This window comes from Streptomyces sp. NPDC001858 (assembly GCF_053594615.1).
The window spans coordinates 1-25,903 of the sequence record NZ_JBSFEV010000041.1 but is presented as its reverse complement, the minus strand read 5'-3'; the positions used below and the strand labels follow the sequence as shown (position 1 = coordinate 25,903).

At 70.9% G+C, this 25,903-nt stretch carries 16 protein-coding genes and 1 pseudogene; 8 read left to right on the top strand and 9 right to left on the bottom strand.

From position 1 onward, the window contains the following. Positions 1 to 51: 51 nt before the first annotated feature. Positions 52 to 759 (bottom strand): TetR/AcrR family transcriptional regulator, encoded by a 708-nt coding sequence (locus ACWCPF_RS37700; protein ID WP_451049641.1) that lies wholly within the window; start codon positions 757 to 759, stop codon positions 52 to 54. A 323-nt stretch (positions 760 to 1,082) separates the two neighbouring features. Between ACWCPF_RS37700 and ACWCPF_RS37695 the strand changes: the two genes are divergently transcribed. Genes ACWCPF_RS37695 through ACWCPF_RS37680 form a run of 4 tightly spaced genes read left to right on the top strand, consistent with a single transcriptional unit; the run spans position 1,083 to position 5,053 of the window. Continuing rightward, positions 1,083 to 2,015, top strand: coding sequence for an ABC transporter ATP-binding protein (locus tag ACWCPF_RS37695; protein WP_451049640.1), 933 nt, complete (start codon positions 1,083 to 1,085; stop codon positions 2,013 to 2,015). Beyond that, a complete protein-coding gene (locus ACWCPF_RS37690) occupies positions 2,015 to 2,887 on the top strand; it encodes an ABC transporter permease (RefSeq protein ID WP_451049639.1) in 873 nt (290 codons plus the stop codon). Before ACWCPF_RS37695 ends, ACWCPF_RS37690 begins: the two co-directional genes overlap by 1 nt. Positions 2,888 to 2,912: 25 nt before the next feature. Continuing rightward, complete coding sequence (locus tag ACWCPF_RS37685) at positions 2,913 to 4,388, top strand: sensor histidine kinase (RefSeq protein WP_451049638.1); 1,476 nt, start codon at positions 2,913 to 2,915, stop codon at positions 4,386 to 4,388. Beyond that, positions 4,385 to 5,053, top strand: a complete 669-nt coding sequence (locus ACWCPF_RS37680; protein WP_451049637.1) for a response regulator — start codon at positions 4,385 to 4,387, stop codon at positions 5,051 to 5,053. The genes ACWCPF_RS37685 and ACWCPF_RS37680 overlap by 4 nt, the downstream gene beginning before the upstream one ends. A gap of 17 nt (positions 5,054 to 5,070) precedes the next feature. Here ACWCPF_RS37680 and ACWCPF_RS37675 read toward each other — a convergent pair whose 3' ends face one another. Continuing rightward, the gene (locus ACWCPF_RS37675; RefSeq protein ID WP_451049674.1) at positions 5,071 to 5,673 is read right to left on the bottom strand and encodes a TetR/AcrR family transcriptional regulator; all 603 of its coding nucleotides are present in this window, start codon (positions 5,671 to 5,673) and stop codon (positions 5,071 to 5,073) included. Positions 5,674 to 6,008: 335 nt separating this feature from the next. On the opposite strand from ACWCPF_RS37675, the gene ACWCPF_RS37670 reads away from it, so the two are divergent. Continuing rightward, positions 6,009 to 7,553: an MFS transporter gene (locus ACWCPF_RS37670; RefSeq protein ID WP_451049636.1), complete on the top strand. Its 1,545-nt coding sequence runs from the start codon at positions 6,009 to 6,011 to the stop codon at positions 7,551 to 7,553. Positions 7,554 to 7,740: 187 nt separating this feature from the next. On the opposite strand, the pseudogene ACWCPF_RS37665 reads toward ACWCPF_RS37670, so the two are convergent. Together ACWCPF_RS37665 and ACWCPF_RS37660 are read right to left on the bottom strand one after the other, a co-directional pair. Continuing rightward, a pseudogene (locus ACWCPF_RS37665) lies at positions 7,741 to 8,316 on the bottom strand (LmeA family phospholipid-binding protein); the annotation flags it as partial. Positions 8,317 to 8,444: 128 nt separating this feature from the next. Then, positions 8,445 to 9,101, bottom strand: coding sequence for a TetR/AcrR family transcriptional regulator (locus tag ACWCPF_RS37660; RefSeq protein ID WP_451049635.1), 657 nt, complete (start codon positions 9,099 to 9,101; stop codon positions 8,445 to 8,447). 126 nt (positions 9,102 to 9,227) lie between these two features. Between ACWCPF_RS37660 and ACWCPF_RS37655 the strand changes: the two genes are divergently transcribed. Continuing rightward, positions 9,228 to 10,841 (top strand): MFS transporter, encoded by a 1,614-nt coding sequence (locus tag ACWCPF_RS37655; RefSeq protein WP_451049634.1) that lies wholly within the window; start codon positions 9,228 to 9,230, stop codon positions 10,839 to 10,841. A gap of 71 nt (positions 10,842 to 10,912) precedes the next feature. On the opposite strand, the gene ACWCPF_RS37650 is transcribed toward ACWCPF_RS37655, so the two are convergent. The 5 genes from ACWCPF_RS37650 to ACWCPF_RS37630 all read right to left on the bottom strand — a co-directional run bounded on the left by ACWCPF_RS37650 (position 10,913) and on the right by ACWCPF_RS37630 (position 24,042). Beyond that, positions 10,913 to 11,065, bottom strand: a complete 153-nt coding sequence (locus ACWCPF_RS37650; RefSeq protein WP_451049633.1) for a hypothetical protein — start codon at positions 11,063 to 11,065, stop codon at positions 10,913 to 10,915. A 521-nt stretch (positions 11,066 to 11,586) separates the two neighbouring features. Continuing rightward, on the bottom strand, positions 11,587 to 17,703 hold the full coding sequence (locus tag ACWCPF_RS37645; protein WP_451049673.1) for a hypothetical protein: 6,117 nt from the start codon (positions 17,701 to 17,703) through the stop codon (positions 11,587 to 11,589). An 82-nt stretch (positions 17,704 to 17,785) separates the two neighbouring features. Next, complete coding sequence (locus tag ACWCPF_RS37640; protein WP_451049632.1) at positions 17,786 to 20,107, bottom strand: hypothetical protein; 2,322 nt, start codon at positions 20,105 to 20,107, stop codon at positions 17,786 to 17,788. A gap of 363 nt (positions 20,108 to 20,470) precedes the next feature. Next, positions 20,471 to 21,826, bottom strand: a complete 1,356-nt coding sequence (locus tag ACWCPF_RS37635) for a class I SAM-dependent RNA methyltransferase (RefSeq protein WP_451049631.1) — start codon at positions 21,824 to 21,826, stop codon at positions 20,471 to 20,473. 155 nt (positions 21,827 to 21,981) lie between these two features. Beyond that, a complete protein-coding gene (locus tag ACWCPF_RS37630) occupies positions 21,982 to 24,042 on the bottom strand; it encodes an APC family permease (RefSeq protein ID WP_451049630.1) in 2,061 nt (686 codons plus the stop codon). A 415-nt stretch (positions 24,043 to 24,457) separates the two neighbouring features. On the opposite strand from ACWCPF_RS37630, the gene ACWCPF_RS37625 reads away from it, so the two are divergent. Next, positions 24,458 to 25,129 (top strand): potassium channel family protein, encoded by a 672-nt coding sequence (locus ACWCPF_RS37625; RefSeq protein ID WP_451049629.1) that lies wholly within the window; start codon positions 24,458 to 24,460, stop codon positions 25,127 to 25,129. Then, complete coding sequence (locus tag ACWCPF_RS37620; protein ID WP_451049628.1) at positions 25,126 to 25,794, top strand: potassium channel family protein; 669 nt, start codon at positions 25,126 to 25,128, stop codon at positions 25,792 to 25,794. The genes ACWCPF_RS37625 and ACWCPF_RS37620 overlap by 4 nt, the downstream gene beginning before the upstream one ends. Positions 25,795 to 25,903: the final 109 nt, after the last annotated feature.

Below are 25,903 nucleotides of genomic sequence, written 5' to 3'. Positions count from 1 at the left end.
CGCGGCGCGGACGCCCTGACGCACTCGGTCGGCTCGGTCGGCTAGGTCGCCTCAGGCGTCCGCATCCGCATCCGCGTCCGCATCCGCGCCTGAGCCCGCACCGGTGCCGGCCCCGGAGTCCCGCCCCGTGCCCGCCGCCGACGACGACGCGACGTCGTCGACCACGGCCCGGGCCCGTCCCTCCGGCACACCCGCCGCCACCAGCGTGGCGACGGCCGTCCGCGTTCCGTCGTCCTCCAGCGCGCCGGTGTTGACCTCCTCCAGCAGCGCGATGTGCATGCCCTCCAGCCCGGCGCTCAGCACGGCGGGCGGCAGCTGCGTGTGGAAGACGCCGGTGCGCTGGCCGCGCGTCAGGATGGCCGTGACCTCGTCGCGGGCGGGGGCGAGAATGTCGGCCACCCGCTCGATGCCCAGGTCGCGCTGGGCGAGGGCGAGCAGCAGCCGGTAGCGGTCCCCCACCGGCCAGATGGAGAGCACGAAGTGCGCGAGCGCCCGCTCGGCCGGGTCCTCGGGACGCGCCGCGACCGTCAGCGCGGCGCGCAGCGCCTCGGACGCCTCCTCCGCGAGCGCCTCCAACAGCGCCGCCCGTCCGGGAAAGTGACCGAAGAGGGTACGCCGTACGACGCCGGAGGCGCGCGCGATCTCCTCCAGGGTGACGTCCGGGTTCCGGCCGAGCTCCTGACGTGCCGTGGCCAGGATGCGAGCCCGGTTGGACCGCGAATTGCGCCGCTGCGGCTCGCGGGCCACGGAGTGGGTCACGGAAAACCTCGGTGGTTCGGTACGGACGAACGGGCGACCATTCTGGCGGATCTTCGCCCCGAGGGCGACCCGGGGACACCCCCACGTGCGATCTCTGCCCGTCTCTGCCCCGCCTCCGCCCCATCTCTGTGCGCTCCCCGAGCACTCTCTGTGCGACCCGAGGACTACGCGGCGACCCTCCCGAGTGGTACCGCGGTACCACTCGGGCGCGGAAGATTCCCCTCCGGTCCCAGGGGCCCGGCCCGCCGCGCTCGTAGGTTCGAGGACAGGCACCGCGGCGCACTCCGCGGCCGAGTCCACGGCAGGAAAGGCCAGGCCCTCCCATGATCGAAGCGCGTGAGCTGACGAAGCGGTACGGCGACAAGACGGTCGTCGACAAGCTGAGCTTCACCGTCAAGCCCGGTGAGGTGACCGGCTTCCTCGGGCCCAACGGCGCGGGCAAGTCCACGACCATGCGGATGATCGTCGGGCTGGACTCGCCCACCAAGGGCTCGGTCACCGTCAACGGGCGCGCCTACGCCAGGCACTCCGCTCCGCTGCACGAGATCGGCACCCTGCTGGAGGCCAAGTCCGTGCACCCCGGGCGCAGCGCGTTCAGCCATCTGATGGGGCTCGCGTACACGCACGGCATTCCGCGGCGCCGGGTGGACGAGGTCATCGAGCTGGCCGGGCTGACCAGCGTGGCCGGCAAGCGCGTCGGCGCGTTCTCGCTCGGCATGGGGCAGCGGCTCGGCATCGCCTCGGCGCTGCTCGCCGATCCGGCGATCGTCATGCTCGACGAACCGGTCAACGGCCTCGACCCGGAAGGCGTGTTGTGGGTGCGCAACCTGCTGCGCGGGCTGGCCGACGAGGGCCGGGCCGTGATGCTCTCCTCGCACCTGATGAGCGAGACCGCGCTGATCGCCGACCATCTGGTGATCATCGGACGCGGTCGGCTGCTCGCGGACACCACCGTCGACGACTTCACCCGGGAGGCCGGCGGCGGAGGTGTGAAGGTCGCGACCGCCGAGGCGGTGAAGCTGCGTGCGCTGCTGGCCGGCCCGGACGTCACGATCAGTTCCTCCTCCGCCGAGGAGCTGCTGGTCAGCGGACGGGACGCCCGTGAGATCGGCCTGATCGCCGCCGCGCACGGGGTGGCGTTGTACGAGCTCACCCCGCAGTCCGTCTCCCTGGAGGAGGCGTTCATGGAACTGACCCGCGACGCCGTCGAGTACCAGAGTGCTCCGGCCGACAGCCCCGAGCGAAAGGCAGCCTGATGACCGTCACCGGCCTTGCCCCTGCCCCTGACCCCGCCCACAAGCCTGCCCCCGGCTCCGCTCCCGCCCGCACGACCGGCTACAAGGTGACCGGCGTCCGGGTGCTGCGCTCGGAGTGGGCCAAGTTCTGGTCGCTGCGCTCCAGTTGGATCACGCTGGGCGTCGCCGTCGTCCTGCTGATCCTCTTCGGGACGGTCGCCGGCTACACCTACAGCCCCGACGCCGTCGGGACGAACGGCCCGCCCGGCCCGGGCAACGGCGGCGACAGCGACGCCGTCAGTCTGGCGCTGACCGGCGTGACCTTCGCGTCGCTGGCCGTCGGCGTCCTCGGGGTGCTGCTGTCCGCGGGCGAGTACACCACCGGCATGATCCGCTCCACGCTCGCCGCGGTGCCGCGCCGGCTGCCGGTCCTGTGGTCGAAGGCCGCGGTGATCGGGCCGATCGCCCTGGTCCTGACCACCGTCGGCGCGCTGGCCGCCTTCCTGCTGGGCGCCCCGGGCCTGGACGGCGAGAAGATCTCGCTCGCCCTGGGGGACGACGGCGTGCTGCGCAGCCTGGCCGGCGCCGGCGTCTACCTCGGTCTGGTGGCGGTGTTCGGGGTGGCCCTGGGCGTGCTGATCCGCTCCTCCGCGGGAGCCATCGCGGCCCTCGTAGGCATCCTGCTCATCCTTCCCGGCCTGGCCTCCCTGCTGCCCGACTCTTGGTACGACACGCTCAGCCCCTACTTCCCCAGCAACGCGGGGTCGGCCGTCTACGCCCTCCACGAGTCCTCGGACGCCCTCTCCCCCGGGGCCGGACTCGCGGTCTTCGCCGGCTGGGTGGCGCTGACCCTCGCGGGGGCCGCCCTGCGGCTCGTCCGGACCGACGCCTGACCTGGGCGCGAGGACAATGGCGTCCATGACTGCGCACCGTGCGGGAGCCCCGGCGGACACCGCCCGGGGGACGGCCGACCGCCCGTCCCCCGGGTTCGACGCCGCGTGGGCGCACCCGCTGCTGGGGCGGCTGCTGCGCGACCAGAGCCGTCGGCAGCGGCTGGACCGGCGGCATCCGTGGCTGCTCGACACGGCCGTGGTGCTGTTCGTCGTCGCCATCACGGTGCCCAACATGATCTGGGGCGACGGCGACTCCCCCTTCGGGGACGCGGACCTCCGGGACCAGGCGCCGGCCGGCGTCCTGATCGCGTTCGTCGTCGCACTCGTCGTGCCGCTGTGGTGGCGGCGCAGGGCGCCGGCCGTCACGTACTTCGTGATCGCGTCCGTCTCCCTCGTCCAGTGGTCGCTGGGCATCTGGCTGCCGACCGGCGTCTCGGCGCTCATCGCCCTGTACACGCTGGCCCGGAAGGGTTCGCTGCGGGTGCTGGGCTGGGCCGCCGCGCTGACCGCCGTCGAACTGCTGCTCGCCGTGTTCGTCCTGGTCCCGATCGAGCGTCCGCTGCTCGGCAGCTTCTTCATGCTGGGCACGGCGACGGCGGCCGTCACCCTCGGGCTGACCCTGCGGATCCGCGGGATGTACCTGGGGGCGCTGGAGGACCGGGCCAGGCGGCTGGAGGTCGAGCAGGAGCAGCGGGTCCGGCTCACGGCCGCCGCCGAGCGGGCCCGGGTCGCGCGCGAGATGCACGACATCGTCGGCCACAACCTGTCCGTCATGGTGAGCGTCGCCGACGGCGCCGCGACCCTCGCCGCCCACCGGGGCGAGCGGTCCGTCGACGCCTTGCGCATCCTGGGCGACACCGGCCGCCAGGCCATGAGCGAACTGCGCCGGGTGCTGGGCGTCCTGCGCGAGGAACCGGAGGGCGAACGGATGCTCAGCCCGCAGCCGGGCATCCGCGATCTGGACCCCCTGGTGGCGCGGGTGCGGACGGCGGGGCTGCCGGTGACCTACCGGACCGTGGGCGACCTGGACGCGTTGAGCGACGGCGTGCAGCTCACCGTGTACCGCATCGTCCAGGAGTCGCTGACCAACACGCTCAAGCACGCGGGGACCGGCGCGACCGCCGAGGTCGTCGTCGCGGTCGAGGCCGGGGAGGTGCGGATCCGGGTCGCCGACAGCGGCGCACCGCCGGGCGCGCCCGCGCGGGCGAGGCCGGGAACGCCGGACGACCGCGACGACGACCCCGGCCACGGCCTGGTCGGCATCCGCCAGCGGGCCGCGATGTACGGCGGCACCGTCGTCGTCGGGCCGCGCGACACCGGCCACGGCTGGCTCGTGGACGTCGCCCTCGACGCACCCCCGTCCCCACCCTCAGCACCCTCCGCCCCCTCCACTCCTTCCGCACCTTCCGCACCTTCCGCGCCCACCGCACCTTCCGCCCCCACCGCCCCGACGGCGTCCTCCCCGTCGCCGCCGGGAGAACAGCGAGAACAGCTGCCATGACCACCGTGCTGATCGCCGACGACCAGCCCCTGCAGCGCATGGGCGTCCGCATGCTCATCGAGGGCACCCCGGGGCTGGACGCGGTGGGCGAGGCCGAGCACGGCGCCGAGGCCGTCCGGCTGGCCGCGCAGCTGCGTCCCGACGTCGTCCTGATGGACATCCGGATGCCCGGCATGGACGGCATCGAGGCCACCCGCCGCATCATCGCCGCGGGCGGCCGCACCCGCGTGCTCATCGTCACCACGTTCGATCTCGACGAGTACGCGTATGACGGACTGCGCGCCGGAGCCAGCGGCTTCCTGCTCAAGGACGCCCGCCCGGAGGAGCTCGTGGCCGGCATCCACGCGGTCGCGACCGGCGACGCCGTCGTGGCCCCCCGGCTGACCCGCCGCCTGCTGGACGCCTACGCCCACCAGGTACTGGCGCCGGCCGACGCCCCCGCCGCCGAGGACCCCCGGCTGCGGGCCCTCAGCGACCGCGAGCGCGAGGTCCTGGTGGCCGTCGGCCAGGGCTGGACGAACACCGAGATCGCCGAACGGCTCGTCCTGACCGAGTCCACGGTGAAGAAGCACGTCGGACGGGTCCTCGCCAAGATCGGGGCGCGCGACCGCGTCCAGGCCGTGATCATGGCGTACGACGCAGGGCTGGTGAGGGCCAAGCAGTAGCCGTCCCCCGGCCGATGTCAGGCGGGCCGTGCACCCGTCGCCAGCAGTCCGTCGACCACGAGCGCCGCCAACGACTCGGCGACGGCGGTGAGTTGCCGCGGTGAGCGGGGCTCGGGCCGGCCCAGGCGGCGCGCCAGCGGCAGGTCCACCACCCCGGAGACGGGCGGGACGACGGCGAAGAACAGGACGTCCATCGGGACCGGCCCCATGCGGCCGCGGGCCACGAGCCGGTCGATGACGTCCGTCATGGTCCGCATGACCGGGGCGATGTAGTTCTCGTACAGGTAGTCCAACCGCTCGGTGTCCCGGCTGAGTTCGTCGACGAAGATCCGTCCGATCCGCGGCTCGTCCGCCGCGGTCCGGTAGAAGCCGGCGATGAGCTGACGCAGCCGCTCGGCGTCGTCCAGCGAGGGGTCCACCTGCGGCAGTCGCGCGAGCTGTGCGCCGAGCGCGGTGTCCACCACCGCGCGCCAGAACGCGGCCTTCGACCCGTACCGGTCGTTGATGAAGTTGTGGCTGACGCCCAGGCGGCGGGCCAGTTCGCGCGCCGACGCCCGCTCGTACCCGAGCTCCGCGAAGGCCTCCAGCCCGCGCAGGAGGATGTTCCCCTCCTCGGGCACCGCCGGGGTGTCCACGCCGGGCCGTCCCGGCCGCCGGACGGATTCGGCCGCTCCCGCGTCTGTCTCCACCACTGTTCCCTGCCTCCCTCGCCATCGCTGTCGCGGCCGCCACCGCGGTCGCCGTCGCCACCCGCTATCGCCACCGCTATCGCCGCGGCTGCCGCCGCCATCTGTGTCGCCATTGCTGTGCGGCACTCGCGAACACCTTACTTGACGCCTGTCAGATTACCGCTAATCTGACAGGCGTCAGGCAGTTGAGGCAGCAGTGCCGCGCCTCCGCCGAACCCCCCTTGTCGATCCCGTTGTCGATCCCGATCCCTTGAGGAGTTCCCGTCATGCCCCAGACCTCCACGGACACACCGGACACACCCGGCACGGCCGGCACACCCGGCACGGCCGGCACGCCCGCCGTGTCGAGCCTTCCGTCCACCGGCGCACCACCCCGCCACCGTTGGTGGATCCTCGCCGTCATCGGCGTGGCCCAGCTGATGGTGGTCCTGGACGGGACGATCGTGAACATCGCCCTGCCCTCCGCCCAGCAGGACCTGGGCTTCTCCGACGGGGACCGACAATGGGTGGTCACCGCGTACGCCCTCGCCTTCGGCAGCCTGCTGCTGCTCGGCGGCCGCATAGCCGACCTCTTCGGCCGCAAGGCGACCTTCCTCGTCGGCCTGGTGGGCTTCGCCGGCGCCTCCGCCCTCGGCGGCGCCGCGGGCAGCTTCGAGATGCTCATCGTGGCGCGGGCCGCGCAGGGCGTGTTCGGCGCGCTGCTCGCCCCGGCGGCGATGTCGCTGCTGACCACGACCTTCACCGACGCCAAGGAACGCGCCAAGGCCTTCGGCGTCTACGGCGCCATCGCCGGGGCCGGCGGCGCGATCGGTCTGCTGCTCGGCGGACTGCTGACCGAGCATCTCGACTGGCGGTGGACCCTCTACGTCAACCTCGTCTTCGCCGCGGTCGCCTTCGTCGGAGGCGTCCTCCTGCTGCAGCACACCACCCGCGACAAGTCCGCCACGATCGACGTCCCCGGCGCCCTCCTCGTCGGCGGCGGTCTGTTCAGCGTGGTCTACGGTTTCTCCAACGCCGAGAGCCACGCCTGGAGTTCGCCCGCCACCTGGGGCTTCCTGGTCGCGGGAGTCGTCCTGCTCGCCGCGTTCACCTGGTGGCAGACCCGCTCCGCGCACCCGCTGCTGCCCCTGCGGGTCCTGCTCGACCGCAACCGCGGCGCGTCCTTCGTCTCCGTCCTGATCATCGGCGCCGGCATGTTCGGCGTCTTCCTCTTCCTCACCTACTACCTGCAGCAGGGCCTGGGCTACACGCCCGTCAAGACGGGGCTGGCCTTCCTGCCCATGGTCGCCGGGCTGATGGTGGCGTCCACCCTCGCCTCCACCGTGCTGATCCCCCGCCTCGGCCCGAAGCCGGTGGTGCCGCTGGGCATGGGCCTGTCCGCCGCGGGCATGGTCTGGCTGACCGGCCTCGACCTGAACAGCTCGTACGCCACGGACATCCTGCTGCCGCTGATCGTGACCGGGCTCGGCCTCGGCCTGGTGATGGCCCCGGCCATGAGCCTGGCCACCGCGGGCGTGGGCGCCGAGGACGCCGGCGTCGCCTCCGCCGCCGTCAACACCATGCAGCAGGTCGGCGGCTCCCTCGGCACCGCCCTGCTCAACACCCTGTCCACCAGCGCCGCCGCCGACTATCTCGTCGGCCGCGACCCCAAGGACCCGGCCGTGGTCGCCCAGGCCGGGCTGGAGGCCTACTCCACCGCGTACTGGTGGTCGGCCGTCTTCTTCACCGCGGGCCTGGTGGTCAGCGTGCTGCTGTACCGGCGCGGGGTCCCGGTCACCGACCCGGACGCGGCGCCCGTGGTCCACATGTGAGTTCCCCACGCTCGAACCGAGCCGGTCCGACGGGGGTGACCTGCGCGGTCGCCATCCCCCGGCCCGGCGTTCGACCCCCAGACGGGCGTCCCACCGCGGCCTGCCCGACCCCGCCCGCCCCCGCCCGACCTCGCCTGACCTCGCCTGACCTCGTCCGATCCCGCCCGCCCCTGCGGCGACGCACGCCCTACCCGGCGGCCGACGAGCTCGGGCGGAAGGCGACCGAGCGGCCGGCGAAGACGGCGTCGATCCCCGTCCCCGATGTCGCGACGGACTTCAGACGCAGCCCCTCGGGCAGGTTCCGCAGCGGGATCGGCTCGTCCAGAGCCCTGTCGAGCAACGCCTTCAGCGGAGGGATGAGCTCTCCGTGGACGGCACGGAGGTCCGCGAAGGCGATGCGGTTGCCGCTCGCCGCCGAGACGGCCGCGCTCACGGTCACATCGCCGACGAGCGGCAGCGTGGCCGTCGCGTTGATCCGCCCCGGCTCGTCGCCCTGCGACACGGCCACGCCGAGCGCGGCAGACACGCCCTCGTAGGAAAGGAACGCGGTCGCCTCGACGCGGCGGGCGGGTGCGTCGTCGGCGGGTATGTCATGGGCGGTGAGGTCGATGTGCCGCAGCGTGCCGCCGGCCAGCTGGGTCAGCACGGGAAAGCCGCTGACGTGCACCGAAGGCCGCTCAGCGGTCCCCATGCCCTCCTGAAACGCCTCAGCCGTACGACTCTCCGCACGGGCCGCGGCGACCCGGTCGACGACGACACCGCCGCCCGGGGCCTGAGGGACTCAGCCACACGGCACGGAACGGGCACTGGGACCGGGACTGGAACCGGGACATGGGGGCTCTCTCCGACTGGTGCTCGGAAAGGGTTCAGGCAGGCCGACTCTTCAGGCCTTCAAACTCTTCGCACTCTTCGCACTTTTTGGACACAGGTGACGGCGAGGTCGCCGTCCACACCCATCGCGATCAGGGCGGCGGTCGCGCTGCGCGTGCCGTCGTCGGCCCAGGTGCCGGCGTTCACGCACTCCAGGAGCCCCAGCAGGTGCCCCTCCAGTGCGCGGCTGAGCGGGCCGGGGGGAACGCCGGTCTGGAAGACGCCCTGCCGCTGCCCGTCAGCGATGATCGCCGCCGCCGTGTCGCGCGCGGGGGCGAGGATCTCGGCGGCCCGCTCGGGCCCCAGATCCTGAGGGGCGAGCCGGAGCAGCATGCGGTAGCGATCACCGACGGGCCACACGGCGAGAACGAAACGCGCCAGCTCCACGACGGCGTCCGACACGGGGTCGGGCCCGAGATCGGGGACGGGATCGACTCGGGTTGCGAGCGCCTGCCGCAGTGCTCGCGCGGCGTCCTCCACCAGCCCGTCCACGAGGGCGGCCCTGCCGTTGAAGTGGCCGTAGACGGTACGGCGCACCACACCGGCGGCTGCGGCGATGTCGGTGAGGCTGCTGTCGGGGTCGCGGCCGAGTTGCCGCCTGGCCGCCTCGAGGATGCGGGCGCGCGTGCGGAGGGTCCGGCTGCGTCCGGGGGTCTGTTCGACGTATGCGCTGGTCATGTGCGGGGCCTCCGAGCGACGGGGCGAGAGGACCACTGGATAGTTGCACACGTACGGGCAATAAACTAGCCTGCACATCAGTGGGCAAATAACTGCCCGCAGTGCCGTGGCCCGAGGAGTCCTGCGATGCCGCTCGTTGTGAACACACCCGCCGAGAAGATGACGGAGCCGTACCCACGGCGGTGGTGGGCGCTGCTGGTGCTCTGCCTGAGCCTGCTGATCGTCGTGATGGCGAACACGTCGCTGATCGTGGCGGCCCCGGACATGACCCGGGATCTGGACCTGTCCAGCAGCGACCTGCAGTGGGTCATCGACGGCTACACCGTCCCGTATGCCGCGCTGATGCTGGTGCTGGGCTCGATCGGCGACAAGTACAGCCGCCGCGGCGCACTCGTCGTGGGGCTGCTGATCTTCGCGGGCGGCTCGGTGATGGGCGGCCTGGTCGACGAGACTTCCCTGGTGATCACGGCCCGCGCGCTCATGGGCGTGGGCGCGGCGGTGGTCATGCCGGCCACCTTGTCGCTGCTGGTGGCGATGTTCCCGAAGGGCGAGCGGGCCAAGGCCATCACCGCCTGGAGCGCCACCTCCGGCCTCGCGATAGCCGTCGGCCCGCTGGCCGCCGGGTGGCTGCTGGCGGAACACGCCTGGGGCTCGACCTTCCTGATGAACGTCCCGGTAGCGGTCCTCGGCGTGCTCGGCGCGCTGCTGCTGGTACCGCCGTCCAAGGCCGAGGGCATGGGCCGCATCGACTACGTCGGCGGTCTGCTGTCGATCGTCTCGGTCGGCTCCCTGGTCTACGCGACCATCGAGGGCCCGCACTTCGGCTGGGGCGTCGGCCCGATCGCCGCGGCCGTGGTCGCCGGCGTCGGCCTGCTGGGGTTCGTGGCCTGGGAGCTGCGCCACCCGAACCCGATGCTGAACGTGCGCAAGTTCGCCGAGCGCCCCTTCAGCGGCTCGATGCTCGCGGTGCTGTTCTTCTTCTTCGGCACGTTCGGCTCGATCTACTACTCCACGCAGTTCCTGCAGTTCGTCCTCGGCTACGACGCTCTGGAGACCGGCATCCGCCTGCTGCCGCTGGCCGGAGCCGTCTTCGCCGGCGCCGCGGTCACCGGCAGGCTGGCCCCGAAGCTGGGCGTGAAGGCGGTCGTCGGCACCGGCATGGCCATCGGCACGGCGGGCGTCTTCCTGCTCACGCAGATCGAGTCCGGCTCGACGTACACCGACTTCCTGGCGCCGTTGCTGATGCTGGGCTTCGCGATCGGCCTGAGCCTGGCCCCGGCCACCGACACCATCATGGGCTCCTTCCCCGAGTCCGAGCTGGGCGTGGGCGGCGGCGCCAACGACACGGCGCTGGAACTCGGCGCCTCCCTCGGCATCGCGATCCTCGGCTCGCTGCTCGCCACGTCCTACAAGGACAAGCTGACCGACCTGGTCGGCGGCCACCTCCCGGCCGCCGCGCTGAACACCGCGAAGGACTCGGTGGGCGGCGGCATGGCGGTCGCCGAACAGGTCGCGAAGAACCCGAACGGCGGCCCCCAGCAGGCCCAGTCCCTGGTCGACGCCGTCCAGGAGTCCTTCGCCCACGCCATCGCCCACACCAGCCTGATCGGCGCGATCATCATGGCCACCGGAACCCTGATCGTCATCGCGGTCCTCCCCAACCACAAGACCACAGCCAAGCCCGACACCAAGAAGACGGCAGAACCGTCACAACAGACCGAGAAGGTACCCGCAGCCTGAACTCCCAGCCCGGGGAAGGAAGAAGGGGCCGGAACGCCGTTCCGGCCCCTCCACCCAAGAACGGATCGCGCCTAAGCGACACCCGGGCGGCCGCTACGACACCTCGCCGACTTGAGCACCTCGACGGCGTCCCCGGCGACCGCGTCCGGGGTGATGTCGAGGTTGATCCCCCGGTCGGACCGCGCGCCGCGTCGCTGCGGCCCGCGACCGACGGGCTGGGACACGGAAGAACCTCGTTGAAGACCGGACCAGGAGCGCGCCTTCATTCCGGCACGCGAGCCCCGTCCAATCCGCGGATCGGCCGGCCTGATCAGGTAACGCCGGCATCGAGCAGGAGCGTGAACTTCCGTTGCCGTACGGGCCACTTGTCGAATCTAGGCCCCCCTTCGCGGCAGGCTCCAGAATCGCGGACAAGCTGCACCGCCCGGCCCCAGGGATCTCGGCAACCTGCTCGGCTACCTCAACCAGGTTCTCTTTCTCCAGCTGTGGCCGGTGCTGCGCACCCTCGTCGGCCGCACTGTGCGCACCGTATGGGAAGAGCAAGAGCCAAGAATATGATCAGCTGGGGTCATCCCTCGTGCGTCCCTATGAGCTTGCCTTCAGCGCCTCGGCCGTAGGGAAGTCGACGTGAACATGGCGGCGCGCCGTCGGAAACGTACGCCGCGCCTGGTCGACTACGGGCAAGGTGACCGTGAAGGGCGACCGGCCGCCGGGCGTGCGGGCGGCCGGGCCGGTGCATCCGCTGTCATACGCGAAGCGCCACGCACTGGCGCAACAGCGGTTCCAAGCGCAATTGGATGCCCTCCCGCTCGAATACCTGAAGAGCTTCGAGGCAGTTGACGATCCACCGCGCCTCGTCCTCGTCCTCGATCTTGAGCGCCACAGCGGTCACAGCACCCTCCAGATCGAACAGGCCGTCCTTGAACTCGTCGTCGAGGGCCCGGTACCCAGCGGCAAACAGCGGGTCCGCGTACACGCCGGTCGCCTCGGCGAAGGCGCGGGCTTCGGCCCCGTCCGTGCGGAGGCCTGCCAGGCGGCGCAACACCTCGTCGGGATCGCCCAGTTCGCGGTGCAGGCGATGTGCTCGGCCGACCAGGAGCGGCCAGCCGCCGGTCAGCTCGTGGAGACGGTCCAAACGGTCCTCCGTGTGGAACACGTTGACACGCTGAGCCCAGCCGTGCAGGCTACGGCGGTCGTGGCGGCGCAGCACCACCGGGGCGGCCGAGGTGGGTTCGGTTCCCGTCAGCAGGGTGCGCCACAGGGCCAGCTGGGTGGTATCAGTGACGAGGACGACCGCGCGGGTGACCCCAGGGGTGGCGGGCAGCAGGGTCTCCGCCAGGTCGACGGCCTCCCGGCAGGTCTCAGGCCGGACCGGGTCCCGGTAGTTGACGAAGTCACTGATGACCACACGTCGTTCGCGAGGGCGCCCGCCGGTGAGCTCTTGCTTGTAGACGCTGGGCCTGCCGACGGGCGGCAGCGTCCAGCCATCAATCGGTCCGGCGATCGTACGCAAGGTCCGGGCGACGTCGGTGACTCCGGTGGCGGATGTACCGAGGACGACCCTGGTCCGGCTGGACCGCTCACCCAGAAGGTCGTCGAGCTGGGTGTTGGTCAGCGGCGCCGGCTGGCCGTCGGGCATCTCGGGGCGGCCCTCCTGCACGATGCTCTCCTGGAGTTCGCAGTCCCGTTCGGCCCTGAGGAGACGGGCCTCCACCTCGTGGGAAGTACCGATCATGCGCAGCGCATTGGGGCCGCGCAGATGCCAGCCCAGGCCGTCGTGGTTGGGCGCGAGGATACCCAGGCCGACCATCTCGGAGAGGTAGGCGCGAAACCCCTCGGTGTCGAGTTGTTCGAACCCCTTGCGCCAGTACGTCTCGCACTCCTCGCGCAGCTCGGTGTCGCTCAGCCGCACCTCCAGGCCGTGATGGCGAGCGTGGTAGGCCAGCACGTTGGCGATCACGTCGTAGCGGTGGTCGAGGCTCAGCGTGTCCTTGAAGGCCGCCGAGATGCCGTCTCTGAGCGCGGCGTCCGACTTCACGACCTCGATGTCGGTCACCTCCACCTCGTAAGGAGGTCCCTCGGCACCGCGCCGGGCCCGCTTGCGGTGCATCAGCTCGACCAGCCGGTGCCCGAACATCTGGAGCAGGAAGGGCTGGTAGGAGCAATAACCGAGCACCCGGTTGACGAGATCCAGATCCTTGAACTCGAACCCGAGCGCCCGCATCGGCTCGACCAGCAGTTCGGCAGCGGACTGGGGAGCCAATGGGCCGATCACCTTCGGGGTCTGCGCAAGGTGGCCGAACGGCCCGTTGCTCGCGAGCTTGGAGAAGCGCTGCACGGAGTGCAGTCCGGCAAAGACGACCTTGGCGCGGTCCTTGGTGTCGGACCCCAGGCCCTTGAGCTTCTTGGTCTGGTCGAAGCGCGGGGCGTCCGCCTCGAAGAACTGGTCGCACTCGTCGAGCAGGATCAGCAGACGGCGGCGCGAGTCCCCGTCCAGCCAGGTCCGGATGCCGGCGCGCACGCGCTCGGAGATCTCCACCCGCTCGGAGACCTCCTGCCGTTTCCTGCGCCCCTGCGGCCGGTCGTCGAGTACTTGCGCCTCGGTCAGCTCCCGCTCCAGGACGCTCCACAACGTCTCCGGTCCAAACGAGCTGCCCTTGCCGATGTTCTCTTGGTCGAGGTTGAGGTACACCGCCTGGTGGTAACCGGGGCGTTGCTCCGTGAACCGTTCTCCGGCATCGGCAAGCAGTGCCGACTTGCCGAGTCCACGGCCGCCGTAGATGACCTGGGTGCCGCGCGGGTCGAGGATGCTCTTGCGTTCGGCGTCCCGCCCGTAGAACATCTCGCCGCCGATCCGGCCACGCTTCTCCCTGATGTACGGGTTGACGCCGGAGAAGGGCAGCAATGTCTGCGTGGCGGTGCTGACCTGGCGGTTGCCGCGGGCGGCGAGGTAAGCGAGGGCAGCATCGTCCACGACCAGCAGCGGCTGCAACCGGCCGGAGCCGACAGCGAGTTCGACGCGGGCCTCACGGCTCAGCGTGCCGAAGTAGACGACGAGGAGGCTCGCATCGCTGGTGTCGCGCGCTGCCCAGCTCATGACGACCTTGGCAGGCGGTCTGCCCCAGACCATCATCACCCGAAGGTTGCCTCCCTGCTCCCTGATCTGCGAGCCGAACGCGGGCGCCTTCGCCCTGCCATTGATCTCCACCCCGGTTGCTTCGAAGAGACGGTATTCCCGCCGGTGCTGGGACCGGTCGTCGAGCAGCCTGGCACTCTTGGCGTCGTAGCCGAGGAGCTTGAGGAGCGGCGGCACCTGTTTCGTCGGAGCCACTTGGAGCCGGTCCTTCGGCTCGGCAGCGGCCAGCGCGCGCCACTCGTCGAGGGCGTCGGCCGCAAGTGCAGCCTCGTCGGTGGAGAGGCCTCCGTAGTCCAGGACAGGAAGCGCCGGATGCTTGCCGCCGGACCGGACGAGGTCGACGAGGTCGCGGTCGATGCCTCCCGGCAGTCCGTGGGGCACGGCGGGAAAGAAGTCTGGCAGGTGGGACTCGCCTCCCTCGATCTCCGGGACGGGTTCGCCGATCTCCAGGAAATAGACGAGGTCGGCGGCGGTCGCCAGGTCGTTCGTCTCCAGGCGCCGCAAGACCTGAGCCCGCTCCTCCGCGGTAGGGTCCAGGGCATCGAGCCGGGCGCGGATCCTGTCGGCCGCCTGCTGCCGGAAGGCGGGTAGATCGCTCCGTACCGTGTCGAGTGCCCGACGCACGTCCAGCAGGTGGTACCCGGCGACGCCTTCGAGGCGGTTATGGGCGTCGGCCAGCAGCTCCTGAAGGCCCAAGTCCTGGTCCTCGGTCACGGCGCCGTCCGCCTGCGCGCGGTGCACCTCGGCGACGAGTTCGTCGTGTACCTTGCGTAGCTGCGTGCGCCGGGCGGCCTCGCGGTCGTCGATCTCGGTGTCCGTGAGCGGGACGAACTCCCCTGCCCGGGCAGCGGGAAGCAGCCCGCCTGCGGCGAGCTGGACGAGGGTACGGGCCGCGGTGAAGGCGTCGCGGGAGAGCCGCTCGTCGAGGGCGTCCTGCCAACTCCGGTCGACCGCGGTGAGAAGCTCGTCGAGCGACGCCCGCTCGTCAGGGGTGTCGCACACCTTCAGCAGTTCCGCGTCCAGCGCGAGTTCCGGGTCGACCGGACCGCCGGGACGCGTGGTCACGGCGTCACCGGCCAGCAGAGCGAACAGGTCCTCCATCGAGGCGTGTGCCGCCCAGGCCGTCGCGGCCGAGACGGCATCCGAACTCCGCGCCAGTTGCTCCAGATCGCCCAGCGCCGCCTCCCTGCCGTCCAGTAGAGACTGGCGCAGGGAGGAAATCTCCTGGGCCGCTCGGTTGCCGTCGGAGCGGTCCCCGCGGCGAGCGCCGTCGACCGCCAGGCACCACTCCTTGACGAGGCCGACGGATCGCTCCACGAGATGCACCAGATCCTGCCGTCCGGAGCCTTGCAGCGGCTTGCCGCTGGACGAGCGATGCGTGCGGTCCATGCGGTCGATCTCGCTGTTGACCTCAGCCAGTTTCGACAGCCGCTCGACCTGCTCGCGCACCTGTTCCATGGCGTCCCGGTTGTCGCCGACGACGGTCATGAGCAGCGATCCGAGCATCCCTTCGTCGGGGGCCAGCCAGCGCTTGGCGATCGCCGTCGCCCGCGCGAACCGCAGCCTCTGCGGCGCGAGCAAGGCACTGCTCTGCTCGCGCAACTCCCGCAGCCGGACCTCGCTTTCGGAGGCGTCTGCAACCAGTGGGGAAGCGATCATCAGGGCACCGCTGAGGGCCCGGTCGGCGACGGCGGTCGCCGCCTCCCCGAGCCGGTCCGGGAGCCGGGGCACCAGAGCCTTGAGCTGAGCGCCTGCCGAGTGGTCGCCGGTGATCAGTGCGGTGCGCAGCAGGGCGGGCAACAGGAGGAGTTCGCTGCCCTCGGTGTCCCGGCCCGCGTATCCGCCGTACTCCTGGAGCAGGTCCGCCGTCAGCCGGGTGACTTGGCTGTCACCGGAGGTGAGCAGCGCGGCAGCGCCTGCCAGGCGGAGCGCCGCCACCTGGGGCTCGGGGTGGCCGGCGGCTCTAGCCAGGTGGTGGGCGAGTCCGAAGCGCCGGTCTGCGACCAGCTGCGCCAAGGCCCGCTCGGTTGCGGCCTCGTCGGTGTCGTCACCCTCGGACGTGGCTGCTTCTCGGACGGGTGCGTCCTCGGTGGCACGGATCGTGGGTGCGGCATGCACCGGGGCAGTCGTGTCCGCGCCCGTGCGGGGTGCCGGGTCGCCATCGGCAGAGGGCGCAGGCTGTGCGGGGGTGGCGCGGACCGGCTCGAGGGCCGTCGTCTGGACGGACGCGACGGCTGCCGGTTCGGAGGCGGGGTGGAGCTCTGCCTCCTCGGTGGAATGACCGGCGGTCTCCTCCGTCCCGTCGGCTGGTCGTAACGCCCCGGACTCCGCGGTCGCCTCGGCAACGGCAGGCTCGGCGATGCCGTCCGCCCCGGCCCCAGCGGGTTCTCGGCTGGCATCCTCCGGTTGAGCCAACGTCAGTTCAGGGGCCATGACCACGGCCATGGCACACGTGGGCAGTACCCGCACGACCTGCGCCTGCAGAGCCAGGATCTCCGTCGCGGCATCCGCCTGCCGCCCTAGCCTGATGAGCCGGGCCAAGGCGGCCAGCGCGGCGCTTTCCTCTCGTTGCCGCTCCTCCCATACAGGTGTGTCCAGCAGGCGGCGGGCCGCCCCGCGCACGGCCTCGACGGCAACGGTGGCAGGGGCGGAGCTGTCCGGACGGGAGGCGACATCCATCAGTTCCCGCAGCGGCTCCCGTGCCTGGTGCTCACGTTCTTGCGCCGCACGGTGCGCACGTGCGGCGCGCGTCAAGTCCTCCAGGCGGCTGGGTACCCCCTCGATCCCCGCCGCGCGGAACACCGCATCGACGCTGTCGAAGACGGCACCCAGCGCACCCAGCGGAGCCAGGTCCTCGTCCTGTGGAGGGCAGCCCTCCGCGACCGCGCTGGTCACCTTCTCCGCGGCTTGCCGGGCTTGCGCAAGGGCCGACTCCAGCTCCCGGCAGGCCACCTCCGGACCCGTCCCCTCGTCGGTTCGGGCACTGTCGGAAGCCGTAGCAGTCATCTCTTGAGAGGTGTCGGGGTCGGGTACCACGATCTCGGGGGCAAAGGCATTCGTGCCCGGCCGGTCAGCGACGGCAGCAGGCACCGGCTTTCCGCCGCCCGCGAGCGCAGACTTGTCGTCTTCCACCGCTCCTGGAGCGAAGTCCGGGTTCGCCTCCACGATGGACCGCGCCGCGGCACCGACAGCGGCGAGCTGAGTCGTCTCCTTGTCGTCGGCCGTCACTACGAACCAGTCCTGGTCCGCCGCCCAGGAAAGGACGTGGGCGTCGGTGACGGAGGCGTTGGACCACGCGAACACCGTGGCCCGGACGAGCGTCGCGCCCCACCGAGCAACGGGGTCGGAAACCGTCTCGCCGTCCTGCGCAAAGACAAACCTCTCGACCTGGTTCATCACGCTGACCGTGAGTCTCTTCATCCCGCATGTGCAGGTGTGCTGCCGCGCCTCACGTTGCAGCCTCGCGAGAACATCCCTGCACAGCGCACTGCTCACCCGTCGAGGGGCCGCCATGCGGATGCCCAGGCTGCCGAGCAACTCCTGCCGGTCCCTTGGCCGCAGGGAGTTGAAGGCCAGTTCCACCATGTCGACCGTGAGGTCGTTCAGGGCGGCGACGGCCGGGTGCTCCAAGGCGTTGAGCGCGGCGGCCAGGCTTTCGAGATCCTGGGCCGAGACGCTCGACGGGGACCACGGCGGCCCTGTGACGACGCGGTAGCGGTCCTGCATGTACGCGTACTCCGTTTCTGTGGGCACCAAGAAGAAGCGAGAGGGCGGGCCGGACACATGAACACTCAAAACCCGTGTCGGATCAGCGGCCGCGTGTGTGCTCGGTGACGAACGTGTACCCGTACGGCAGTTCCCAGCCGTCCGCTTTGCCGAGCCTGCGGCAGTGCTCCCGAAACGCCACGCGCTGAGCGTCACTGGGCGAGCAACCCGGTCGCAGCCGGCGAAGGTGACCGGGTACGAACTGGATGTCCCGCGACCCCTCACCACTCGGTTGGGCACCTCCCCAGGGACGTATCACCCGCGGCCGGGCAGGGCGGTGACCGATGAGGGGGATGGTCCGTTGTTCGTCGCGCGGCGGGAAATGCGGCTGGCCCCAGACATCTCGGCTGCCGAGGGCCGGTTCCAGGAGCCGTTCCGCGAGCAGTTCCGCGACAGCCGATTCCAGGGCGGCAGCCTGTGACCGGGCCGGCCGACACCCATAGACCGCGCTCGGCAGGACTGACCGGTCCATCAGGGCATGGCCGTCCAGGGTGAGCAGCCCGCAACGGCGCACGGTGCGTATCACCAGCTGCCGGGGGCCGAGCCCCACCGCGCTGTCACCGTGGCGGTCGCTTCCCGGGGCGTCCTCCCTGGTGAGCACACGAGGGTCGTAGCAGTGCCCGGTCTCACGGTCGCCGACCTGCACGCGTTCCTTGAACCGAGTCGTTGCCAGGCGGATCACCGAGCCGCCGCGGAGGCGGCGCAATTCAAGCATCAGGCCGGGGAAGAAGTCTCGGGGCCAGGCGATCCCGGTCAACCGGCCCGAGTCGTCGCGGAGTTCGGCGGTGACGTCCTGCACCGCCTCCTTCTCGCCCAATAGCTCGCCGGCGTGGTCGAGTTCGAGCCGAACTGTGGTGCCCGCCCCGTAAGAACGGCGGAGTTCCTCGACGAGGTACGGATGCAGGGGAAACCAGCCGTCGATGAGCTGAGCCAGCCTCAGGGGCGCCCTCCAGACGATCTCCTGCGCATCACTCCGCAGGAGTTCGCCGGTCCCGAGAGAGGCGTCGTCGGCCAGGGGCAGATCGACGGGGTCCAACTCTGCTTCCGGCTCCGGCTCCGCCGGCGTGGGCAGTGTGGACGTCCAGCCGCGTCCGGCCGGGGCCAGGGGATCTCCGGGCGCTTCTGCATCACCGGGATGACACGACCGCCACACACCTCCGCCCTCGAAGGCGTCGTCGAGCGTGATCAAAGAGCCATTCTCGAACAGGCCCTGGTCGCTCTCCCCTTGGACGACGTCGGCGAGCGCCAGGTTCGCCCGGCACACCGCTGCGGCATACCCCACTCCCCTGAGCAGTTCCGTCGCCCCCGGTAACCCGCGAAGCCGCGGTCCGACCGCTGTGTACACAGTGATCGGCGTGGTGAGGCCGTAGCGCCGCTTCCCCGGGGTGGCCGCGCGTTCAACCGCCGCGGCAAGGGACTTGAGGTCATCGCCGCCCAGCGGCCCGGTGTCCCGCCAGCAATCCGCGAGAGAGGTCCGGGTCATGGTGTAGTCACCCCATGTGCGCAAGGCAGCACTGGAGTTGAGCACACCCCGCACCGTATCGAGAAGACCGAGCAGGCCCGCCCGCAGGTCGTCGTCGTGCGTGCCGCCCACGAGTGCGGCGAGGGACACGGGGACGAAGGGGCTGAGCAGCTGCTCCCGTGCCGTCGTCAGGAGATGGTCCGCATAGGCCGTCAGGTCGTCGCGCCTGGCAGCCTCAGGGGACGGGTAACCTACGTCGACGACGACATGCCCGTCCTCGTTGATCCGGCGCCGGCGCGTACGTAAGCGGTGGAGCTGGGCCGATGACAGGCTCAGCGCCGGACCGAAGGCATCGAGATCCGGGACCAGCAACTCCCTTCGCCGTGGCGCGGTGCCGTCTCCCGGCCTCCCCGGGCCCTCGGCACCTGCAGGCGCCCCCGATACCCAGGCCGGTACGTCACCGAGGGCGCCCACTTCTGGATGGGCACCCTCCCGATAGACGATCTCGGCGTACAACGGGTCTGACCCGGTCGTGACACACACCATGGCACCGACCGGGAGCACGGGGGCGCGCTCGCCGAAGGTGATCACAGGGAAGTCGTCGAGGCAGAGCGGGCTGCCGCCGTAGCCGTCGCCGCCCAGGTCGTACCCGAAGTACACGGCGTTGAAAGCGACGGTGGTGTGCACGGGCGCCAAGCGGGCGGCGACAACCGCTTCGAGATAGCGCCGCAACCGATCCCGTTCCTCGTCGGGTGCGGCGTCAAAGCCTTTCGTCATGGCAGAGGTCAGCAGGGCCCGATCACCGTACGGATCAGGCACCTGGGCCCTGTCGCAAGGCTTCGATGACGCCTCCGGCCCCCCACGTTCGTCAACCGTTGCTGCTACGTACGGGTCCCCACCCATGACACCTCCGCCGCGCCTCAGGCCACTGCGGTCTGAGGTGCGGTAATTCCCGCAGAGTATGCCGACCCGGAACATTCCGGAAGCACTTTCGTCACTTTGCGATGGTTGGCAGTGACTCACATGGAACACACCCGCGCGCCGAGATCAGCCCGAGATCACATCGCAGGACTTGAACGGGCCAATGTCCTCTGCAACGGCAACTGACAGCTCGCGCAACGCCGAGGCGACAGACCCGTACTCCGCGTTGCTTGAAAAGCCGCAGGTCAGCAGCGTTGTACAGCAGGTACAGGACCACAGCGCCCTGTACCCCATGGAGGTCCGGAAAGAGGTCGAACGAAGGATCGTCGTTGGAGTAACAGCAGGTCAGGAGCCCTTCGCCGCCGGTTCCAGAATCGCCACGCACTCCACGTGATGCGTCATCGGGAACAGATCGAACGCCCGCAACGACCGCACCCGATATCCGCCGTCCCGGAAGTAGCCCAGATCCCGTGCCAGTGCCGCCGGATCGCAGGCCACGTATGCGATCTTTCGTGCTCCGAGCGATGCCATGTGCTCGACCGTCTTCTTGCCGGCGCCCGCGCGCGGGGGATCCAGGACGATCAGGTCGACCTCGGTGATCCCGGTGCGCGGGAGGACCGTCTCCACCTTGCCCTGTTCGATCCGGACCCGGTCGAAGGCCGCGAGGTTGTGCCGGGCGTCCTCGACCGCGCGCTTGCCGGACTCGATGCCGAGGACCGCGCCCTTCTCGCCGAGGCGGTCGGCGAGGGCGCCCGCGAACAGGCCCACACCGCAGTACAGGTCCAGCGCCATGTCGCCCTTGCGCGGCAGCAGGCCCTGCATGACCGCCGTCACCAGCGTATCCGCGGCCTTCGGGTGGACCTGCCAGAAGCCGCCGCTGCCGACCCGGTGGGTGCGGCCGTCGGCCCGCTCGCGCACGAAGGCGCGGCCGTGGACGCGGTGGATCCCGCCGTCCTTCTCCTCGACCCGCATCACGGAGACCGGCCGGTCCAGTTCCACCAGCGGCAGTCGCGCGCCCGGCAGCGGCTCCAGGATCACCTGGCGGTCCTGCGAGCCCGTCGCCGCGATGGCGTCGACGGAGGCCATGCCGCTCCAGTCCCGCTTCTCGATGCCGAGCTCGCTGACGCCCCCCGCGGCGATCATGCAGTGGTCGATCGGCTCGACCTCGTGCGAGCGGTGCCTGCGCAGGCCCGCCCGCCCGGTCTCGGCGTCGACGGCGTACTGCACACGGGTCCGCCACTGCGGCACCTGCCCCGGCGGCAGCTTGTCGCCCTCGGCCGGCATCACGGTGCCGTCCCAGCCGGCCTGCTCGGGCGTGAGGCCCGCGAGCCGCAGCAGCTGCTCGGCGATCACCTCGCCCTTGAGCCGACGCTGGGCGCCGGGCTTCGCGTGCTGCCAGTCGCAGCCGCCGCAGCGGCCGGGGCCGGCGTACGGACAGGGCGCCTCGACCCGGTCCTTGGAGGCGTCCAGCACGCGCACCGCGTCCGCGCGCAGGAAGCGGGCGCCCTCCGCGCCGTCGGTCACCCGGGCCACGACGCGCTCGCCGGGCAGCGCGTGCCGGACGAACAGCACCTGGCCGGACTCGGTACGGGCGATGCAGTGGCCGCCGTGGGCGACGGGTCCGATCTCGACCTCGTACTCCTCGCCCACCAGTGACACCGCCTGCGCTTCCGCCTGCGATTTCTTCGGTTCTGCCTGCATGGCGGGGTGACTCCACAACGTCGAACGAGGAACGGCCGGACAACAGCCCACCAGTCTACGTGGCTGTCGTCCGGCCGTTCACCACAAACCCGAGCCGGAGCCGGAGACAGCGGCCGAGCCGGAGCCCGAGCCCGAGGCCGAGCCGGAGCCCGAGGTCAGCTCTTCGCGTTCGTGCCCGACCGCTCCTTCGGCTGCCCCTCCTGCGCGGGCCCGCGCCGCACCGCACCCGGCGCGTTCCAGTCCTGGCGCTTGCCGGCCCGCTTCTTGGCCGCCTCGGAGGACTGCAGCTGGTAAGGGATGGACGTGACCATGACGCCGGGGGTGAACAGCAGCCGGCCCTTCAGGCGCAGCGCGCTCTGGTTGTGCAGCAGGTGCTCGTACCAGTGGCCGACCACGTACTCCGGGATGATCACCGACACCGCGTCGCGCGGCGACTCCCGGCGCAGGTTCTTGACGTATTCGATGACCGGCCGCGTGACCTCGCGATACGGCGAGTCCAGCACCTTCAGCGGTACGTCGATCCCGCGCCGTTCCCACTCCTCGCGCAGCGCCTTCGTCTCGGCCGGGTCGACGTTGACGGTGAGCGCCTCCAGCGTGTCGGAGCGCATCAGCTTGGCGTAGGCGAGGGCGCGCAGCGTCGGGCGGTGGATCTTGGAGATCAGCAGCACCGAGTGGACGCGCGAGGGCCGCACGCTGTCGTCGCTGGGGCCCTCGGGGGCGACGAGTTCCGCGGCGACGCCGTCGTAGTGGCGGCGGATCGCGGTCATCGTCCCGTAGAAGATCACCATGCCGAGCAGGGCGACCCATGCGCCGTGCGTGAACTTGGTGACGAGGACGACGACCAGGACCAGGCCGGTGAAGAAGGCGCCGAAGGTGTTGATGGCGCGCGAGCGGACCATGTGCCGACGCTTGGCCGGGTCGGTCTCGGTGGCCAGGAGGCGGTTCCAGTGCCGGACCATGCCGATCTGGCTGAGCGTGAAGGACACGAACACGCCGACGATGTACAGCTGGATCAGCCGGGTGGAGTCGGCGCCGTAGATCACCACCAGCAGCATGGCCGCGCCCGCGAGCAGCACGATGCCGTTGGAGAACGCGAGGCGGTCGCCGCGGGTGTGCAGCTGGCGGGGGAGGTAGCGGTCCTGGGCGAGGATCGAGCCGAGCACCGGGAAGCCGTTGTAGGCGGTGTTGGCCGCCAGGAACAGCACCAGCGCAGTGGCGGCGGCGAGCACCAGGAAGAAGAAGCTGCCCTTGCCGAAGACGGCCTCGGCGACCTGGGTGATCACCGGGTTCTGGACGTATCCGGAGCCGACGGCGGCACCGTCCTTCAGCAGATCGACGGCCGGGTTCTCGGCCATCCGGACCTTGGTCACCAGGGCCAGGACGATGATCCCGCAGAACATGGTGACGGCCAGCAGCCCCATCGCCGCGAGCGTGGACGCCGCGTTCTTCGACTTGGGCTTGCGGAACGCCGGGACGCCGTTGGAGATCGCCTCGACGCCGGTGAGCGCGGCGCAGCCGGACGAGAAGGCGCGCAGCAGCAGGAAGACCAGGGCGAAACCGGCCAGGCCCTCGTGCTCGGCCTTGATCGTGTACTCGGCGGTCGGCGCCCGCATCTGGTCGTCCAGCACGAGACCCCGGAAGGCGCCCCACGCGATCATGATGAAGACGCCCGCGACGAACACGTACGTCGGGATCGCGAAGAGCTTGCCGGACTCCTTGACGCCGCGCAGGTTCATCAGCGTCAGCAGCACGATCACGGCGACCGCGCAGGCCACCTTGTGCTCGACGACGAACGGGATCGCGGAGCCGAGGTTCTCGATGCCGGAGGAGATGGAGACGGCGACGGTGAGGACGTAGTCGACGAGCAGCGCGCTCGCGACCGTCAGACCGGCCTTGGGGCCGAGGTTGGTGGTGGCCACCTCGTAGTCGCCGCCGCCGCTGGGGTAGGCGTGGACGTTCTGCCGGTAGGAGGCGACCACCGTGAACATCAGCACGACGACCGCGAGGGCGATCCAGGGGCTGAAGTGGTAGGCCGACACGCCCGCGATGGACAGGACCAGCAGCACCTCCCCGGGCGCGTAGGCCACGGAGGACAGCGGGTCGGAAGCGAACACGGGTAGGGCGATGCGCTTCGGCAGGAGCGTTTCTCCGAGCCGATCACTGCGCAGTGCGCGCCCGATCAGAATGCGTTTGGGCACGTCGGTCAGTTTGGACACAACAGAGGATCGTAAGCCTTCGAACACGGGAGCGCCCACCCTCCCCCGGACTCAGCCGGGTGACGATTTCCGCATCTGCCTCCCGAGTGAAATCGGACAGGCCCGTGCCGCTGATTCCGCGACCGCACCGATCGCCATGTCTATATGACAATCCCCGCCCGCAGCCGCCCCCGGAGGGTCCCCTTGCACACGACCGCGGAACTCATCGGCGCCATCGGCACCCTCGTCGGCCTCGGCATCCTTACCTTCCTCAGTCTCTGGAGCATCAGCCGGCGCTGATCTCCAAGACGGTGCAGCACGGGGGTGCCCTGCGCCGACCGCGCGTGTGTAGCTTGGTCGACTGTCTGAGACCCTGTTCAAAGCCAAGCCAGATTTTCATTGGCCTCTTGACTTTCTTGACCTCGGAAGGACGGTCGTGCACATCGTCATCATGGGCTGCGGCAGAGTGGGTTCCGCTCTCGCCCAGACCCTGGAGCAACAGGGGCACACGGTCGCCGTGATCGACCAGGACCCCACCGCCTTCCGACGACTGGGCTCCGGATTCGGCGGCCGTCGTGTGACCGGAGTCGGCTTCGACCAGGACACCCTGCGCGAGGCGGGCATCGAGGAGGCCGGCGCCTTCGCGGCCGTCTCCAGCGGCGACAACTCCAACATCATCGCCGCCCGCGTCGCCCGTGAGATGTTCGGCATCGAGAACGTCGCCGCCCGCATCTACGACCCCCGCCGCGCCGAGGTCTACCAGCGCCTGGGCATCCCCACCGTCGCCACCGTCCGCTGGACGGCCGACCAGATGCTGCGCCGGCTGCTGCCCTCGGGCGCGGAGCCGCTGTGGCGCGACCCCACCGGGGGCGTCCAGCTCGCCGAGGTGCACGCCGCCTCGTCCTGGGTCGGCCACAAGATCAGCAAGCTGCAGGAGGAGACGGGCGTCCGCGTGGCGTTCCTGACCCGCCTCGGCGAGGCCATGCTGCCCACCTCGCAGACGGTCCTCCAGGAGGGCGACCTGGTCCATGTGATGCTGCGCAGCGACGAGGTCGAGAAGGTCGAGGCCTCGTTCTCCGAGGGCCCGAAGGAGGACGGTCACCGATGAGGGTCGCCATTGCCGGAGCCGGCGCCGTCGGCCGCTCGATCGCGGGCGAACTGCTGGAGAACGGCCACGAGGTCCTTCTCGTCGACAAGGCGCCGACCGCCATCTCGGTCGAGCGCGTCCCGCAGGCGGAGTGGCTGCTGGCCGACGCCTGCGAGATCACGTCGCTGGACGAGGCGGCCCTGCAGCGCTGCAACGTCGTGATCGCCGCTACCGGCGACGACAAGGTCAACCTGGTCGTCTCGCTGCTGGCCAAGACGGAGTACGGCGTCCCGCGCGTCGTCGCCCGCGTGAACAACCCGAAGAACGAGTGGCTCTTCAACGAGTCCTGGGGCGTGGACGTGGCCGTCTCCACCCCGCGTCTGATGTCGGCCCTGGTCGAGGAGGCGGTGAGCGTGGGCGACCTGGTCCGGCTGCTCCGCTTCAGCCACGGCGACGCCAACCTCGTCGAACTGACCCTGCCCGAGGAGTCGGCGCTGGCCGGCACCCAGGTCGGGGACGTGGAGTGGCCGGAGGACACCTCGCTGGTCACCATCATCCGAGGCAACCGGGTCCTGACCCCGTCCGCCGAGGACTCACTGGAGCCGGGCGACGAACTCCTCTTCGTGGCCGCCCAGGCACGGGAGGAGCAGTTGGAGGACCTGCTGTCGGTGCGACGCGAGGCATGAGCGAGCGCGGGGGCCGGGGGGGGCGGCCCCCCCCCCCCCCCCCCCCCCGGCGGGGGGGGGGGGGGAGCGCGACCACCCCCCACGCAGCCCCCGCGGGACAAAGGCCCCA

What these genes read in the sequence shown, in the direction of transcription:
- ACWCPF_RS37690 (WP_451049639.1), top strand. Translation starts at nt 2,015, where the DNA reads ATGACCGTCACCGGCCTTGCCCCTGCCCCTGACCCCGCCCACAAGCCT.
- ACWCPF_RS37660 (WP_451049635.1), bottom strand. Translation starts at nt 9,101, where the DNA reads ATGACCAGCGCATACGTCGAACAGACCCCCGGACGCAGCCGGACCCTC.
- ACWCPF_RS37695 (WP_451049640.1), top strand. Translation starts at nt 1,083, where the DNA reads ATGATCGAAGCGCGTGAGCTGACGAAGCGGTACGGCGACAAGACGGTC.
- ACWCPF_RS37640 (WP_451049632.1), bottom strand. Translation starts at nt 20,107, where the DNA reads ATGGGTGGGGACCCGTACGTAGCAGCAACGGTTGACGAACGTGGGGGG.
- ACWCPF_RS37635 (WP_451049631.1), bottom strand. Translation starts at nt 21,826, where the DNA reads ATGCAGGCAGAACCGAAGAAATCGCAGGCGGAAGCGCAGGCGGTGTCA.
- ACWCPF_RS37685 (WP_451049638.1), top strand. Translation starts at nt 2,913, where the DNA reads ATGACTGCGCACCGTGCGGGAGCCCCGGCGGACACCGCCCGGGGGACG.
- ACWCPF_RS37680 (WP_451049637.1), top strand. Translation starts at nt 4,385, where the DNA reads ATGACCACCGTGCTGATCGCCGACGACCAGCCCCTGCAGCGCATGGGC.
- ACWCPF_RS37655 (WP_451049634.1), top strand. Translation starts at nt 9,228, where the DNA reads ATGCCGCTCGTTGTGAACACACCCGCCGAGAAGATGACGGAGCCGTAC.
- ACWCPF_RS37670 (WP_451049636.1), top strand. Translation starts at nt 6,009, where the DNA reads ATGCCCCAGACCTCCACGGACACACCGGACACACCCGGCACGGCCGGC.
- ACWCPF_RS37620 (WP_451049628.1), top strand. Translation starts at nt 25,126, where the DNA reads ATGAGGGTCGCCATTGCCGGAGCCGGCGCCGTCGGCCGCTCGATCGCG.
- ACWCPF_RS37645 (WP_451049673.1), bottom strand. Translation starts at nt 17,703, where the DNA reads ATGCAGGACCGCTACCGCGTCGTCACAGGGCCGCCGTGGTCCCCGTCG.